Source organism: Bacillus sp. BC08 (genome assembly GCF_054326875.1).
In genome coordinates, this window is the sequence record NZ_JBTGPA010000028.1 from 196,931 (window position 1) to 211,356 (window position 14,426).

At 35.3% G+C, this 14,426-nt stretch carries 11 protein-coding genes and 11 tRNA genes; 1 reads left to right on the forward strand and 21 read right to left on the reverse strand.

From position 1 onward, the window contains the following. Window positions 1-15 precede the first annotated feature (15 nt). The 11 genes from yhbH to ACXVYO_RS09590 all read right to left on the reverse strand — a co-directional run bounded on the left by yhbH (window position 16) and on the right by ACXVYO_RS09590 (window position 12,562). Window positions 16-1,191, reverse strand: coding sequence for a sporulation protein YhbH (gene yhbH, locus ACXVYO_RS09540; RefSeq protein ID WP_063263516.1), 1,176 nt, complete (start codon window positions 1,189-1,191; stop codon window positions 16-18). Between the two features lie 446 nt (window positions 1,192-1,637). Continuing rightward, window positions 1,638-3,533 carry a PrkA family serine protein kinase gene (locus ACXVYO_RS09545; protein ID WP_097818125.1) on the reverse strand — a complete coding sequence of 632 codons (1,896 nt, stop codon included), beginning with the start codon at window positions 3,531-3,533 and terminating at the stop codon, window positions 1,638-1,640. A gap of 393 nt (window positions 3,534-3,926) precedes the next feature. Next, on the reverse strand, window positions 3,927-5,996 hold the full coding sequence (locus ACXVYO_RS09550) for a sensor domain-containing protein (RefSeq protein ID WP_458466833.1): 2,070 nt from the start codon (window positions 5,994-5,996) through the stop codon (window positions 3,927-3,929). A gap of 128 nt (window positions 5,997-6,124) precedes the next feature. Then, on the reverse strand, window positions 6,125-6,613 hold the full coding sequence (trmL, locus tag ACXVYO_RS09555) for a tRNA (uridine(34)/cytosine(34)/5-carboxymethylaminomethyluridine(34)-2'-O)-methyltransferase TrmL (protein ID WP_000538149.1): 489 nt from the start codon (window positions 6,611-6,613) through the stop codon (window positions 6,125-6,127). Window positions 6,614-6,671: 58 nt separating this feature from the next. Beyond that, window positions 6,672-7,559, reverse strand: coding sequence for an amidase domain-containing protein (locus ACXVYO_RS09560; RefSeq protein WP_458466834.1), 888 nt, complete (start codon window positions 7,557-7,559; stop codon window positions 6,672-6,674). Window positions 7,560-7,603: 44 nt separating this feature from the next. Continuing rightward, complete coding sequence (gene queG, locus ACXVYO_RS09565) at window positions 7,604-8,746, reverse strand: tRNA epoxyqueuosine(34) reductase QueG (RefSeq protein ID WP_060629454.1); 1,143 nt, start codon at window positions 8,744-8,746, stop codon at window positions 7,604-7,606. 199 nt (window positions 8,747-8,945) lie between these two features. Continuing rightward, window positions 8,946-9,019 (reverse strand) — tRNA-Gly (locus ACXVYO_RS09570). A 114-nt stretch (window positions 9,020-9,133) separates the two neighbouring features. Continuing rightward, window positions 9,134-9,784, reverse strand: a complete 651-nt coding sequence (locus ACXVYO_RS09575) for a DsbA family protein (RefSeq protein ID WP_087957264.1) — start codon at window positions 9,782-9,784, stop codon at window positions 9,134-9,136. A 188-nt stretch (window positions 9,785-9,972) separates the two neighbouring features. Continuing rightward, entirely contained in the window at window positions 9,973-10,749 is a 777-nt protein-coding gene (locus ACXVYO_RS09580; protein WP_000664703.1) for a transglycosylase domain-containing protein, read from the reverse strand. Window positions 10,750-11,231: 482 nt separating this feature from the next. Continuing rightward, the gene (locus ACXVYO_RS09585; protein WP_458466835.1) at window positions 11,232-11,693 is read right to left on the reverse strand and encodes an NUDIX hydrolase; all 462 of its coding nucleotides are present in this window, start codon (window positions 11,691-11,693) and stop codon (window positions 11,232-11,234) included. 149 nt (window positions 11,694-11,842) lie between these two features. After that, window positions 11,843-12,562: a YebC/PmpR family DNA-binding transcriptional regulator gene (locus ACXVYO_RS09590; RefSeq protein WP_000532956.1), complete on the reverse strand. Its 720-nt coding sequence runs from the start codon at window positions 12,560-12,562 to the stop codon at window positions 11,843-11,845. Window positions 12,563-12,890: 328 nt separating this feature from the next. Here ACXVYO_RS09590 and ACXVYO_RS09595 point away from each other — a divergent pair, with 328 nt between their 5' ends. Beyond that, a complete protein-coding gene (locus ACXVYO_RS09595; protein ID WP_458466836.1) occupies window positions 12,891-13,211 on the forward strand; it encodes a DUF3884 family protein in 321 nt (106 codons plus the stop codon). A gap of 234 nt (window positions 13,212-13,445) precedes the next feature. Here the strand turns inward: ACXVYO_RS09595 and ACXVYO_RS09600 are convergent. From ACXVYO_RS09600 to ACXVYO_RS09645, 10 genes are all read right to left on the reverse strand, one after another. After that, a tRNA-Leu gene (locus ACXVYO_RS09600) sits at window positions 13,446-13,527 on the reverse strand. Window positions 13,528-13,537: 10 nt separating this feature from the next. Then, window positions 13,538-13,608: transfer RNA gene (locus tag ACXVYO_RS09605), tRNA-Cys, on the reverse strand. A gap of 14 nt (window positions 13,609-13,622) precedes the next feature. After that, window positions 13,623-13,697 (reverse strand) — tRNA-Gly (locus ACXVYO_RS09610). Between the two features lie 5 nt (window positions 13,698-13,702). Then, a tRNA-Gln gene (locus tag ACXVYO_RS09615) sits at window positions 13,703-13,777 on the reverse strand. 63 nt (window positions 13,778-13,840) lie between these two features. Then, window positions 13,841-13,916, reverse strand: a tRNA-His gene (locus ACXVYO_RS09620). A 19-nt stretch (window positions 13,917-13,935) separates the two neighbouring features. Then, window positions 13,936-14,009: transfer RNA gene (locus ACXVYO_RS09625), tRNA-Trp, on the reverse strand. 7 nt (window positions 14,010-14,016) lie between these two features. Continuing rightward, a tRNA-Tyr gene (locus tag ACXVYO_RS09630) sits at window positions 14,017-14,100 on the reverse strand. A 10-nt stretch (window positions 14,101-14,110) separates the two neighbouring features. Next, a tRNA-Thr gene (locus ACXVYO_RS09635) sits at window positions 14,111-14,186 on the reverse strand. 18 nt (window positions 14,187-14,204) lie between these two features. Continuing rightward, a tRNA-Phe gene (locus ACXVYO_RS09640) sits at window positions 14,205-14,280 on the reverse strand. Window positions 14,281-14,289: 9 nt separating this feature from the next. Further along, window positions 14,290-14,365: transfer RNA gene (locus ACXVYO_RS09645), tRNA-Asp, on the reverse strand. Window positions 14,366-14,426: the final 61 nt, after the last annotated feature.

A 14,426-nucleotide genomic window follows, 5' to 3' on the forward strand; every position in this document is an offset into this window, starting at 1 on the left:
CCCTTTTTTAAGGGGTTATGCCATTTTCTCTCCTGATTCTTCTCTAAAGAAGCTCTTCATTGCGTGGAATACATCTGCTTTTTGCTTTAAAATATAATATCTGAAATTCTCATCTTTAATATTTTTATAGGCTGACATGAGGGTACTGTGGCGATTGTATTGGTTCACTTCTCCGTACCCAAACATGTTACACTTCTTCATCAACTCTTCAACAAGCTTTACACATCTAGCGTTATCTGATGTTAAATTATCACCGTCTGAAAAATGGAATGGATAAATATTATAGCGGTCTGGTGAATATTTATTATCGATTAACTCGAGTGCTTTTTTGTATACAGAAGAACAGATTGTTCCGCCACTTTCTCCTTTTGAGAAAAACTCTTCCTCTGTAACGACTTTTGCTTCCGTATGATGGGCAATAAACTCAATATCTACTGTTTCATACTTCGTTCGTAGAAACCTTGTCATCCAGAAAAAGAAACTACGTGCCATATACTTCTCCCATATTCCCATCGATCCACTTGTATCCATCATCGCTAATACAACTGCTTTTGAATCTGGTTTTAATACTTCATTCCAAGTGCGGAACTTTAAATCTTCTTGGTGAATTGGATGAAAGGATGCTTTACCACGCATTGCATTTCGTTTATATGCAGATATCATCGTTCGTTTCTTATCAATATTTCCCCATAATCCAGTTTTTCTAATATCATTAAATTCAACATGTTCAATCCGATTTTCATCCATTTCTTTTCTCTTTAAATTAGGCAGCTCTAACTCTTTGAAAAACGCTTGCTCTAATTCTAGAATAGAGACTTCAGCTTCATAATAATCCTCTCCAGCCGCATCTCCTGCCCCTTGCCCTTTTCCTGGTCCTTTTTGCTTTTGACCACCTGATCCATCTCTCGCAACGACATCACCAACTTTGCTGTCACCATTTCCTTGCCCAACGTGTTTGTTTTTATCATAATTGTATCTAATCTTATATTCATCTAGAGAACGAATTGGTATTTTTACAACATCCTTGCCATTAGACATAACTATACTTTCTTCTGTTACAAGATCGGGTAAATTATTCTTAATTGCCTCTTGTACTTTTTCTTGATGGCGTTGTTGGTCGTCATATCCTTTGCGATGGAGGGACCAGTTTTCCTGTGAAATCGTATAATTTGGTTGGTTTTCTTCACCCATTTCTTTCCCTCCTTACTGTAATTGTCTTTCTATATGAACAGCAAGCTAGAAATTTTGTTTTATACTGTGCAAGCTAGAATGAAAGGTAACTGCCCATCGAAATTCATCCCATAAACATATATAACGTTTTTCATATAATACCCCGAGCATTCTAAACAAAATTTTGCCACTCACATACTAGAAAGAAACATTCAGCCGTTGATAAGAAAGAAACACAATGCATAGTTGCACACATTTACGCTTTGCAACATATTGTATTGTGTTGGCTTTTTTCGTATGAATGGTTGGTTACTCTATCATATGCATATTGTAAAAATAATTGACAATAAATTCATAAAATTGCATCTTAATTTATTACATTTGGACAAGGTATGACACTTTACACATATGAATGGATAATAAAACGCTGTCCCGCAAAATACAAGAGACAGCGTTTTGTTATCAAACTATCGGTTTAGCAGGCTACCTACATAGCGTAATAATTCATTCGCAGATGAAGAATTATAGCCGTGCTCATCAATTAAGCGTGCAACAACATCATTGATTTTCTTAAGCTGATTTTCGTCTGGTGTTTTCGTTGATGTTGTAATTTTCACTATATCTTTTAAATCAGCAAATAGTTTTTTCTGAATCGCTTCGCGAAGACGCTCGTGTGAATTATAATCAAAGCGTTTTCCTTTACGCGCATAAGCAGAAATGCGAATTAAAATTTCTTCACGGAATGCTTTCTTAGCATTTTCTGAAATTCCAATTTGCTCTTCAATTGAGCGCATTAGCTTTTCATCTGGACTCATTTCTTCACCTGTTAATGGATCACGTAATTTCGATTTATTGCAATATGCTTCGACGTTATCTAAGTAATTATCCATAAGTGTCTTCGCTGATTCTTCATATGAATATACGAATGCTTTTTGTACTTCTTTCTTCGCAATTTCATCATATTCTTTTCTCGCTAATGAGATGAAATTCATATAACGTTCTCGATCTTCATTACTAATTGACGGATGCTGATCCAACCCGTCTTTTAGCGATCTAAGTACATCTAATGCGTTAATAGATGGTACCTCTTTTCGAATAATTGTAGAAGAAATTCGGTTAATAACATAACGAGGGTCAATACCTTTCATACCTTCATCTTGATATTCACGTTGCAGTTCCTCTACATCAATTGCATTATAACCCTCTACCGTTTCTCCATCATATAAACGCATCTTTTTAATTAAATCAATATCCGGACGCTTCGGATCTTTTAAACGAGTTAAAATCGTAAACATTGCTGCAACGCGAAGTGTGTGCGGTGCAATATGCACATTGGATACATCACTTTCACGAATCATTTTTTCATAAATATGTTCCTCTTCACTTACTCGTAAATTGTATGGAACTGGCATTACAATAATTCTTGAGTGTAATGCTTCATTTTTCTTGTTTGCTATGAAAGAACGATACTCTGTTTCATTCGTATGCGCTACAATTAATTCATCTGCTGAAATAAGCGCAAATCTTCCCGCTTTGAAATTCCCTTCTTGCGTAAGCGATAATAAATGCCATAAAAACTTCTCGTCGCATTTTAACATCTCTTGGAATTCCATCATCCCACGGTTTGCCTTATTCAATTCTCCATCGAAGCGATACGCTCGTGGATCTGATTCTGAACCATATTCTGCGATTGTTGAAAAGTCCAGACTACCTGTTAAATCGGCGATATCTTGTGATTTAGGATCAGACGGGCTAAATGTACCAATCCCTGTACGGCGATCTTCCGAGAAGAAAATACGCTCTACAACTACATCCTCAATTCTTGAACCATATTCTTGCTCTAGGCGCATAACGTTTAGTGGTGATAAATTCCCTTCAATTCTAACTCCATACTCATCAAAGAATTCATCTCGTAAATGATGCGGAATTAAATGAAGTGGATCTTCATGCATTGGGCAGCCTTTAATTGCAAAAATTGCTCCTCGATCTGTTCGTGAATATGTTTCTAATCCGCGTTTCAACATCGTAACTAATGTTGATTTCCCCCCACTAACAGGACCCATCAATAATAAAATACGCTTTCTAACATCTAATCGTTTTGCAGATGGATGAAAATATTCTTCTACAAGACGTTCTAAAGCATCCTCTAATCCAAATAGCTGATTACTAAAGAAGTTATACTTTCTTCTACCATCTACTTCTTCAATTCCAGCATCTTTTATCATATTGTAAATGCGAGAGTGTGCTGTTTGAGCCACCCATGGTCTTTCCTTCACAAGCTCTAAATACTCCGCAAACGTACCTTCCCATTGTAAACGTTCTTCTGCTTCTCGATGCTGTTCAATTTTTTTAAGAATATCCATTATAGCTCCTCCCCCATCTCCTTGTTCAATCGGATTATTATAAAAGGTATGCTAGGATGTCCTCAAACATTCTTTAAATCAAAATGAAATATACAGTAGTGCAATAAAATTCTCTCCAAAATTCAAAGAAAATTCTGTATAATATAGGTATTAAAGATTTTACACCACTATTCATTTTAAATAAATTCTTTTCTTCCAAGAACCTTACATACATTTCAATTCATATTTAAGATTCATAAACTGAAAAAATAGGAGGGATATTAGTATGAAATTATTATTAATTTTAGGTGTATCACTCACATTTCTTACAGCTATTTTTACATCTGGTTACAACGATAAACCTGGTACAAATAAAAAGTGATGTGCTTCTAAGCACATCACTTTTTTTATCTATCATTTATAATACACATTTTCCACATCATCTTTTGATAAAGGTGGACTATAATAATAACCTTGTACAAACTTCACATTCTTTTCCTTCAAAAATTGTATTTGTTCTGCTTTTTCTACTCCTTCTGCAATTACATTCAATTCTAAAGTATGAGCTAAATGAATAATCGCAGCCGTAATATTCGTGTCACGTTCATCTACATGTATACCTTCCATAAAAGAACGATCGATTTTCAAAGTATCAATTGGATACGTTTTTAAATAACTTAAAGATGAATATCCCGTCCCAAAATCATCTAAATGAATCTTTAAATTTTGCTCTTTTAATTGTAGCAATACTCTTTTCGATATGTCTTTATGTATAAGGGCTCCTTCTGTAACCTCTATCGCTAATAGATGAGCTGGTACATTATACTTATGTAACGCTCGTGTAATCATCTCTATTAGTGTAATAGAACGAAAGTGCCTAGCTGAAATATTAACTGCAATCGGGACCACTTCATATCCTTTATTTAACCATTCACGTATTTGCTGACACACTTCATTTACTACCCATTCATCAAGCTTAATAATAAATCCTGTTCTTTCTGCTAACGGAATAAATTGATTAGGAGAGACAAATCCTAATTCTTTATTCTCCCATCTTATTAAAGCTTCCATACTAACTATTTTTTTTGTTTCAATATTCATTTGCGGCTGATAATATAAGAAGAATTCATTTTTTTCTATAGCACGATGTAATTGGTTTTCTATTATAAATCTTTGTTCACGCTCACAATCTAATCCATTGCAATAAAAATGATAATGCCCTTTTCCTTTTTCTTTTGCTTTTTCCAAAGCAGCATCAACTCTTTGGAATAATATTTTTTCATCCTCTCCATCTGTTGGAGCCATTACAATTCCGATTGACGCACTTAAATACACGTCCTCTTCTTCGATTACAAAATGTTCGCTAATCTTTTTTAGTATGCTTTTTGCAACTACCTCTACACGTTCTTTCGTTATATTTTCTATTAACATAACAAATTGATCATCGTGTTCTCTAAATAAGTGCATACCGCCTATTTGGATACTGCTTAAACATTCTGTCACCTTTTGTAATACTTTATCTCCTTCTTTATGACCAAAAGTATCATTAATAAGATGAAATTCATCTAAATCTATAAAGATAAACGCAAAATCTATCTTCTCATTTAACAAAACATTTAACTTATTTGTACATGAAATTCTATTCATTAATCCTGTTAACTGGTCATAATAAGCTAAATATTCCGTTCTCATCTCATTTAATACTTGCCTTGTAACATCCCTCGTAACAATATATATCCCAACAATTTCACCGTTCACAATAATTGGAATAGTTCTCAAAGAAATATAGAGCTCGTACCCTTCTTTATGAACATATTTCTTTGAAACAATTTGCTTCGCTTTTCCTTGCATGGATCCTTTAAATATAATTTGAAAATCTTTTTCATATTCTTTCTTAATAAATTCAAAAATAAATTTATTGTTTAATTCTTCATATCGATATCCAAATATCTCATACGTTGCGGGATTTGCATATGTAATTCTACCTATAGAATCTATAGATATAATGGAGTCATTATTATATTCTAGTAATGACTTAAATAACATTTGTTTTTCCTCTATTTCAATCTTCTCCTCAATTTGAGCTGTAATATCCCTCGTAATACAAATAATAAACTGACATACTCCTTCTTTATCAAATACAGGATTAAGTGAAGATTCATAATGTAAATTACCAGTTGGTAAACTAACTACATCACAAAAGGTATGTGCTTTCGCTTCGCTCGCTACTTTTGCATATTGCACTTGTAATATTTCCGCCGTATCTTCCTGTAATACTTCAGCGAACGTTTTTCCATAACATTCTTCGCTTAGCTTCGCATAATCCATACCTATCTTATTTACATAAATATATTTAAAGGTTTCATCATCCATAACTTTCACAATAAATACTAAATCTTGAATAGCATGTAATAATCCTCTTCTTATTAAATCCATATCTATCATACTTAAAAAGGTATTTTGATTACTATATCGTTCCTTCATATTTATCTCAACCCGTCTAATCTATTTTTATTCATATATCCCCATTCTATATGAATATGTACCCTTTTTTAAATGTATGATTACATATTATTTTTATTTTTAGAAAAAAAGTCGCCATATGGCGACTTTTAATAAACAATTTCTAAATCTAATCCTGGATAATTTTGTTGACGGAATGCTTCATAAATTAAAATAGCTGCTGTATTAGATAAATTTAATGAGCGCACTTTATCAGTCATTGGAATACGTAAACAATGATCGAAATTTTCTTCGATTACATTAGCTGGTAAGCCGTTTGTTTCTCTTCCAAATACAAAATAGTAATCCTTCTCACGCTTGCTATAATCAAACGCTGTATGAGCTTTCTCGCCATACTTTGTTAAATAGAAGAATTCACCATCTTTATTTTTCTCATAAAATTCTTCAATTGAATCATAATACGTAACTTTCACGTGCTGCCAATAATCTAATCCTGCACGCTTTAACATTTTATCATCCGTTGAAAATCCAAGCGGTCTAATCAAATGTAATTCTGTTCCAGTTGCTGCACAAGTACGAGCAATATTCCCTGTATTTGCTGGAATTTCTGGTTGATATAAAACAACATGTACTCCCACGCGATATTCACCTCTGTTTTTTGTCTACTACGTATTATACCACTTGAGCGAAAAATCTCTACCCATTAATAATGTGAAAGAATTTATATTTCATTTGTGGTGTATATTTACTAGAATCTTCATAGTTCCAATAACGCCGACGGCTATTCGCTGAATGTGCATTTACAAGTGGCATACCATCTGCGTCTTTTGCTACTACAATCGTCGTATGATTCCATCTACCATCATCCTCGAAATCATAAGCGATGACATCACCAAGAATAAGGTCTTCTGGCCTTTCTACCGCTTCTGCCCGAAGCCCTGTTGTAGCACCTGACAAATACCAATAAAAAGAGTGTGCGACAGCCCAGCTCCAACTCCACTGATTCTCCCTTTGCCACCATCCTTTACGAATATTAGGATATCCATTCATTGGTACTTCTCCAGTATGAAGACATTGAGAAATAAAATTCGTACAATTATCAGGGAAATTACGATATACAGGGTTTCGATCATCCCACCAACGCTCTGCATATTTAACTGCCTCTAAACGGTTATACTGATAAGAACCATACTTCTCTTTTATAACTTCCCTTTCTAACGTCTCACTCATTCCAACTGCTTCTGGCACTTCAATAGCATAATCACCTATTACCCGGCTATTATTTAAACAAACTCTTCGTTTTAGTTGTTCCTCTTCGATATAAAATAATTCTTTATGCTTAATTAAATATTTAAAATGTATTTGATAATCAATTTCTTGATGATTGCTATTATTTAATTGTCTCATGAAAGAAACGTCCGCAGTTGCTTTCACTATATGTGCATTACGCTTTTGGAACAATTGTTTCTTTCTCTGCGCTACCTGGAATAAATCTTCAGCAATCCCCTCTACATTTGTTCTTTTTTCTGTTATATATGCTAAAAATTGTTGTACTTGCTTTTCAATATTTATTTTTACAACCATTTCGTCTCCCTCCCATATTACAATATGAAAAAGGGAGATATTATCTACTCTTTTTTCTGCGCTAACAATTCAAGTCCGCGATTCATTTCATGAAGAACCTCTTCATCTTTCTCACGTTGCATTGCTTTTTCAATGGCTTCGCCCACGCCATCTCCACCTATTTTTCCAAGTGCCCATGCTGCAGTTCCGCGAAGTACTGGTCTTGGATCATCTTTCATAACACCTATTAAATCAGGAATTGCTGATGCCTCTTTAAAATGAGCAAGTGCCAAAATTGCATTTCGTTGCAACGGCTTTTTACCTCTCCATGAACCAGACATAATTCCATATTTCTCTTTAAAATCACGATTACTAATTGTTAAAAGTGGTGTTAATAAAGGCTTAACTAACTCAGGATCTGGTTCCATCTCAGGGTGGTTATGAAAATCCATTCCTTTATTTTTTGGACAAACAGTCTGACATGTATCACATCCATATATACGGTTTCCTATTTTGTCACGATATTCTTCCGGTAGGAATCCTTTCGTCTGTGTTAAAAATGCAATACATTTCTTCGAGTCTAACTGTCCTCCTTGTATTAAAGCACCTGTAGGACAAATATCAATACATTTCGTGCAGCTTCCACATTGATCTTCTATTGGTTGATCTGGTGGGAATGGAACGTTTGTAATCATTTCTCCTAAATATACATACGAACCAAACTCAGGTGTAATAATAGCGCAATTCTTACCGCTCCACCCAATACCGGCACGCTCCGAAACAGCTCGATCACTTAATTCACCAGTATCAACCATTGACTTAACTTCTATATCGGGAAGTTTTTCAATTAAATATGCTTCTAATTTTTGCAAACGATCTCGTAAAACAAGGTGATAATCTTGTCCCCAAGAAGCACGACAAAAAATCCCGCGGCGTTCTCCACGCTTACTTAATGGTGCATTTTTTAATTTTGAAGGATACGCTAATGCAATCGCAATAATTGATTTTGCACCAGGTAGTAGAAGCTGTGGGTTCGTTCTTTTTTCTATATCAGGCTCTTCGAATCCAGATTGATAATTTAATTGTTGCTGCTGAATTAAGCGCTGCTTTAATTCCTCAAATGGTGAAGCACTAGCAAAGCCTATTTTATCTATACCAATTGTTTTACTATACGCAATTACATCTTGCTTTAATTGTTCAAAATCCATTCCTAATCGCCTCCTCAGATGAATCCATCCCTTATGTAACGACTATATTGGTTAGTAATTCACTTTTGGAATACTATTCTTTACTTCTATTTTCGCATACAATTATCTTTTTCAAACATTAAAAAACGCAATGCCTCGTTTATCTTAGAAACGAAACACTGCGTTGATCACAATTTATAGAAAAACATTTAATAAAATTTGGAGCGGGTGAAGAGAATCGAACTCTCGACCAGAGCTTGGAAGGCTCTTGTTTTACCACTAAACTACACCCGCAAATATGAAATAAATATAAGATATTAGAATAACTTATGTAAAATAGTATAGCATGTTAAAAAAACGGAAGCAAGAATTTTATCGAAAAAAGTCGAAAAAGTGATGAGTAACTCATCACTTTTTCAATTCTTTATCAATCGCCTTCTTCATACTATCGAAATCAGGGTTTGCAAGATTTCCGTTTACATATACTGAAGGAGCACCTTGAACTTTTAATTTTTGAGCACGATCTGAATCTTTACGTACTTTTTCTTTTATTTCTTTACTGTGTAAATCCTTCTTAAATTGTTCTACATCAACTTTCGGAAGCTTCTCTTTCACAATGTTAAGAAGTAATTCTTCTGTAATCCACTCTTCCGTGTCTTTCTTTTGACTTTGATAAATCTCATCATAGAACGTCCAGAATGAATCTTGATCTTGTTTATAAATTGCTTCACCAGCCGCTGCGCCTAAATCAGAGTCTTTTCCGATAAACGGGAAGTTAATAAAATATAACTGCACTTTACCTTTATCAATATACTCTTCTTTTAATCGTGGTAATACTGTTACATCCCAAGTACGACAAGCAGGACATTTGAAGTCTCCAAATTCAACTACCTTAACTGGTGCATCATCTTTCCCTAAAGATTGTTGTGTAGAATAAGCAAACATCTCATTCCCTTTATCTTTTTTGTCATTTATGATGCTATACGCAATTGTTCCGATTACAATCAATACTGCGATAGAAAAAACTATACCAAGAGCCATGAGTTTATTTGATTTCATATACATTCCTCTTTAAATTCATATTCTGTATACAGCATTGTACACAATACACATAATATCAACACTTATATACGTCACGCAATGAACACGCTCACATAAATTACAAAAATACAATAATTGTGACGATATTGTGTCACAATTTGTCACAATTTATTCAAAAAAAAGAAGCACCTATGTAGGAACTTCCTTTAGCTTACTGCTTTTTCACGCGCATTATTTAACATCGATTGCTCTGTTTTTATATCATGACGAATGACTAATTTCTCACTAACTGCTTGCACATACTCATCATGATTGATATAGCCTTCTTTCTCCATCAATCTCAAAACGACATTTCGTCTCTCTACGGCCTTATCATAATTTTGTGCAGGTGAGTAATAAGCAGGTGCTTTTACTACAGCAGCCATCATCGCACTTTCAGCCAGCGTTAATTGGCTTACTTTTTTACCGAAGTAAAGGTTTGCCGCTTTTTCAATTCCCCATGCTCCTTCTCCGTAATAAATATTGCTTACATACAATTTTAAAATTTCATCCTTCGTAAATGTGCGTTCAATTTTTTTCGTATAGAAAATCTCTTTCCACTTACGAGAAAATGTACGTTCATTTGTTAAAAAAGCATTTTTGGATAACTGCTGTGTAATTGTGCTTCCGCCTTGCACAACACCACCAGCCTTTATATTCTCAACAGACGCTCTGACAATCGCTATATAATCTAAACCGTTATGATGATAAAACCTTTTATCTTCTGTCGCAATAAATGCATGTGTTAATGATTCTGGCACCTCTAACTTAGCCGGTACATGTAATTTACTAATATCACTTTGCTCAATCATTACATTTCCAACGAATAATAACGTACAACTTAACAATAATAATAAAATAATGGCTTTATAAAAGAATTTAGTCATTGGATTTAATGCAACTTTTTGATGATAGTTCACCCTAGATAATACTCGTTCTTTCATCTTGAACACCTCTTTTCCACACAGCGTATAACTCTTACTTTAAGAATACCTTGTTGTAAAAAAACATCCCATCGATTTCTCTTACACGTACCTTACATCATTGTAAGGTATAAAGTGAAACTTGAATCAGCCCTCCCCAATCAGGCTGTCCGGCAAATAACGGGGTAAAAAAGTATTGTATCACAGTCTTTTTTTATCTACTATTCATCTGAAATATTGAATATAGAGTATGCTAAACCAATAGTAGAGTATACCTTAAGCCTATACTACCCTATTAAAACACCCTATTTTCATTATATCATCTACAAATATATATATTTGTAAGTATCTAGTAATCTAAATGTATACAATATATCATACATTATACAGAACAAATGTTCCTAAAATCAATATTAGCACTATTATTATTTTGACCTTTTTCTTAAACAGTATACAAAAAAGAGTAGTGATTTGATTGTATCTCAAACCACCTACTCTTTTCTTTACAATCTACCTATTAAATTATATGGCTGCACTTCCCACGTTTCGTATGGAATAAAATGTGTTGCTCTCATCGCATCAAGCGTTCTAGATTTCATATGAGGACGCGTTATGTACTCATCTATGTTCCCTTCATTTAAAGCAACAAATTTAGCCTCTTGTATTTCTTCAGGCTGAATTTGTATTTCACCGCTCACATATGCGACTTTAAAAACAACAGATAAAATATGCATGGAAGCATTATAATAAACTCCTGTAATACCGATAGGCTTCACAGTTAAACCGGTTTCCTCAAACATTTCCCTACAAACTGCTTGATCGAGCGCTTCTCCTTCTTCCACCTGTCCTCCTGGTAACTCCCACGTATCCGCTCGCCAATGTACTTTAGCCAATAACACTTCACCTTTTTCATTTGTTAAATAGCCCGCTACGGCAACGATATGCTTCGGTGTTCTATGTTCCATATTAAACCTCCTAGAAATAATGATTATTTCATATATCCCTATAAGCATATTCCCTGTCTACAACAAAATCCCTTTACTCATTCATCAACTTAATTAACCGCATAAAAAAAGCCCCTTATCCGTTAAACGAACAGGGGGCTTCTATCGTATTATTCTCCTAAGTCTACGTTGTGGTAAACTTGTTGCACATCTTCTAGATCTTCTAATGCATCAACCATTTTTTCAAATTGTACTTGAGCATCTTCAGGAAGTTCTACATCGCTTTGTGCAAGCATTGTTAATTCTGCAACTGTGAATTCTTCAACACCAGCATCTTTAAGTGCAGATTGTACAGAATGGAATTGATCAGGTTCAGCATACACGATAACAGCATCTTCTTCTTCAAGAATATCACGTGCATCTACATCTGCTTCCATTAAAATTTCAAGAACTTCATCTGATGTTTTACCTTCAAGACCGATAACAGCTGTCGCATCAAACATGTAAGCTACAGAACCGTTTACACCCATGTTACCACTGTTTTTGCTAAATGCAGCTCGTACATCTGCTGCAGTACGATTTACGTTATTTGTAAGTGTATCTACAATTACCATAGATCCATTTGGTCCGAATCCTTCATAACGAAGCTCGTCATAATTTTCTTCTGAACCGCCTTTTGCTTTTTCAACTGCACGATCAATAATTGTTCTTGGCACATTGTATGTTTTCGCACGTTCTAATACGACTCTAAGCGCTTGGTTTGATTCTGGATCTGGCTCACCTTGTTTTGCTGCCACATAAATTTCACGTCCAAATTTCGCGTATATACGGCTTGTATTTGCATCTTTTGATGCTTTTTTATCCTTAATATTATTCCATTTACGACCCATACTTTCCACTCTCTTTCCCGTTTTAAATCTACATAAAAATATTAATATGAAATATAATGTGTATTCAACACATTTTTAAAAGAAATATAAAAAGTTCATTTTTGATTCATATTACAGACATAATATAAATCACTATCATTTTGTTCTTTCGACAAGTTATATTATACATGAATTCCTACGTTTATTACGAATTTTAGAAGCACATAGTATAATTTAACAAAAAAGACGATATCGATCCCCACGTTTCTTCCATAATATTCCCATAATTACTTTCTATCGTTGTATAATTAAAATAGGAAAAAATTTGAAGGGAAGATAGGGGAGAATTATGACACATTCAAATGAGAAAAAAGCACATGGGCTTAAAGGAATCGGAGAGAAGTTAAACCCAACTATCTATCAAGTAAGATTTATGAAATTAGATGAACCAATTCAATTTGAGTCGTTTCCTGAATTAAAGGAATTAGGAGACTGGTTAAGTACTTCAACGCAAATGTGGGCGTGCCACTCAACTATGTATAAGTACAACAGAGAAAAGTTTGAAAAGAAGTTTTTAGAAATTACAAAATTAACAGCTGATAATGTCCTAATATCTACTGGTGGTGTCGGATTTAACTTCATGTCACCAGGCTGGAGAGGTTCTCTCTAGAGTGCTTAAAGAGAATATTGTATATACAATATTCTGCTGACATTTTTATCCTCTTATTGTTTCGCAATTTACTCCAACTTTATCACATGGGCTTTGATAGAGAAAAATTTTATACTTATCTTTTAAAATGTAAACAAGCTGGATTCGCACACTTTTTGTGCTTATTTTGTCACGCGAAGAAAATATAAAAAAACTCTATACAGTTAGTATAGAGTTTTTTTATGCCGTTCATGATACCGATGGTCGGGGTCGAACCGACACTCCCGAAGGAACACGATTTTGAGTCGTGCGCGTCTGCCAATTCCGCCACATCGGCACAAAAGAAAAGGCGGCAACCGGATTTGAACCGGTGATAAAGGTTTTGCAGACCTCTGCCTTACCACTTGGCTATGCCGCCATATGAAATTTTATTGGAGCGGAAGACGGGATTCGAACCCGCGACCCCAACCTTGGCAAGGTTGTATTCTACCACTGAACTACTTCCGCAAAAATGGCTGGGCTAGCTGGATTCGAACCAGCGCATGACGGAGTCAAAGTCCGTTGCCTTACCGCTTGGCTATAGCCCATCGATTTCTTACTTAATTATATGTAAGTATCCATTAGATTATTTGTAATTTTTAAAATAAAAATGGGGCGACTGATGGGAATCGAACCCACGAATGCCGGAGCCACAATCCGGTGCGTTAACCACTTCGCCACAACCGCCATGTTGTGTAAATATATTTGGCAGGGGCAGTAGGAATCGAACCCACACTGGAGGTTTTGGAGACCTCAGTTCTACCTTTAAACTATGCCCCTATGTAAATGGTGGAGGGGGGCAGATTCGAACTGCCGAACCCGAAGGAGCGGATTTACAGTCCGCCGCGTTTAGCCACTTCGCTACCCCTCCGAAACTTACATGGTGCCGGCTAGAGGACTTGAACCCCCAACCTACTGATTACAAGTCAGTTGCTCTACCAATTGAGCTAAGCCGGCGTATATTATTAAGATAAATGGTGGCTCGGGACGGAATCGAACCGCCGACACGAGGATTTTCAGTCCTCTGCTCTACCGACTGAGCTACCGAGCCTTATTAAAATGGCGGTCCCGACCGGGGTCGAACCGGCGATCTCCTGCGTGACAGGCAGGCATGTTAACCACTACACCACGGGACCATTTGGTTGCGGGGACAGGATTTGAACCTGCGACCTTCGGGTTATGAGCCCGACGAGCTAC

Coding starts and splice junctions, on each gene's coding strand:
- ACXVYO_RS09545 (WP_097818125.1), bottom strand. CDS start 3,533: ATGGATATTCTTAAAAAAATTGAACAGCATCGAGAAGCAGAAGAACGT.
- ACXVYO_RS09585 (WP_458466835.1), bottom strand. CDS start 11,693: ATGGAACATAGAACACCGAAGCATATCGTTGCCGTAGCGGGCTATTTA.
- ACXVYO_RS09550 (WP_458466833.1), bottom strand. CDS start 5,996: ATGAAGGAACGATATAGTAATCAAAATACCTTTTTAAGTATGATAGAT.
- yhbH (WP_063263516.1), bottom strand. CDS start 1,191: ATGGGTGAAGAAAACCAACCAAATTATACGATTTCACAGGAAAACTGG.
- ACXVYO_RS09560 (WP_458466834.1), bottom strand. CDS start 7,559: ATGGTTGTAAAAATAAATATTGAAAAGCAAGTACAACAATTTTTAGCA.
- queG (WP_060629454.1), bottom strand. CDS start 8,746: ATGGATTTTGAACAATTAAAGCAAGATGTAATTGCGTATAGTAAAACA.
- ACXVYO_RS09590 (WP_000532956.1), bottom strand. CDS start 12,562: ATGGGTCGTAAATGGAATAATATTAAGGATAAAAAAGCATCAAAAGAT.
- ACXVYO_RS09595 (WP_458466836.1), top strand. CDS start 12,891: ATGACACATTCAAATGAGAAAAAAGCACATGGGCTTAAAGGAATCGGA.
- ACXVYO_RS09580 (WP_000664703.1), bottom strand. CDS start 10,749: ATGAAAGAACGAGTATTATCTAGGGTGAACTATCATCAAAAAGTTGCA.
- ACXVYO_RS09575 (WP_087957264.1), bottom strand. CDS start 9,784: ATGAAATCAAATAAACTCATGGCTCTTGGTATAGTTTTTTCTATCGCA.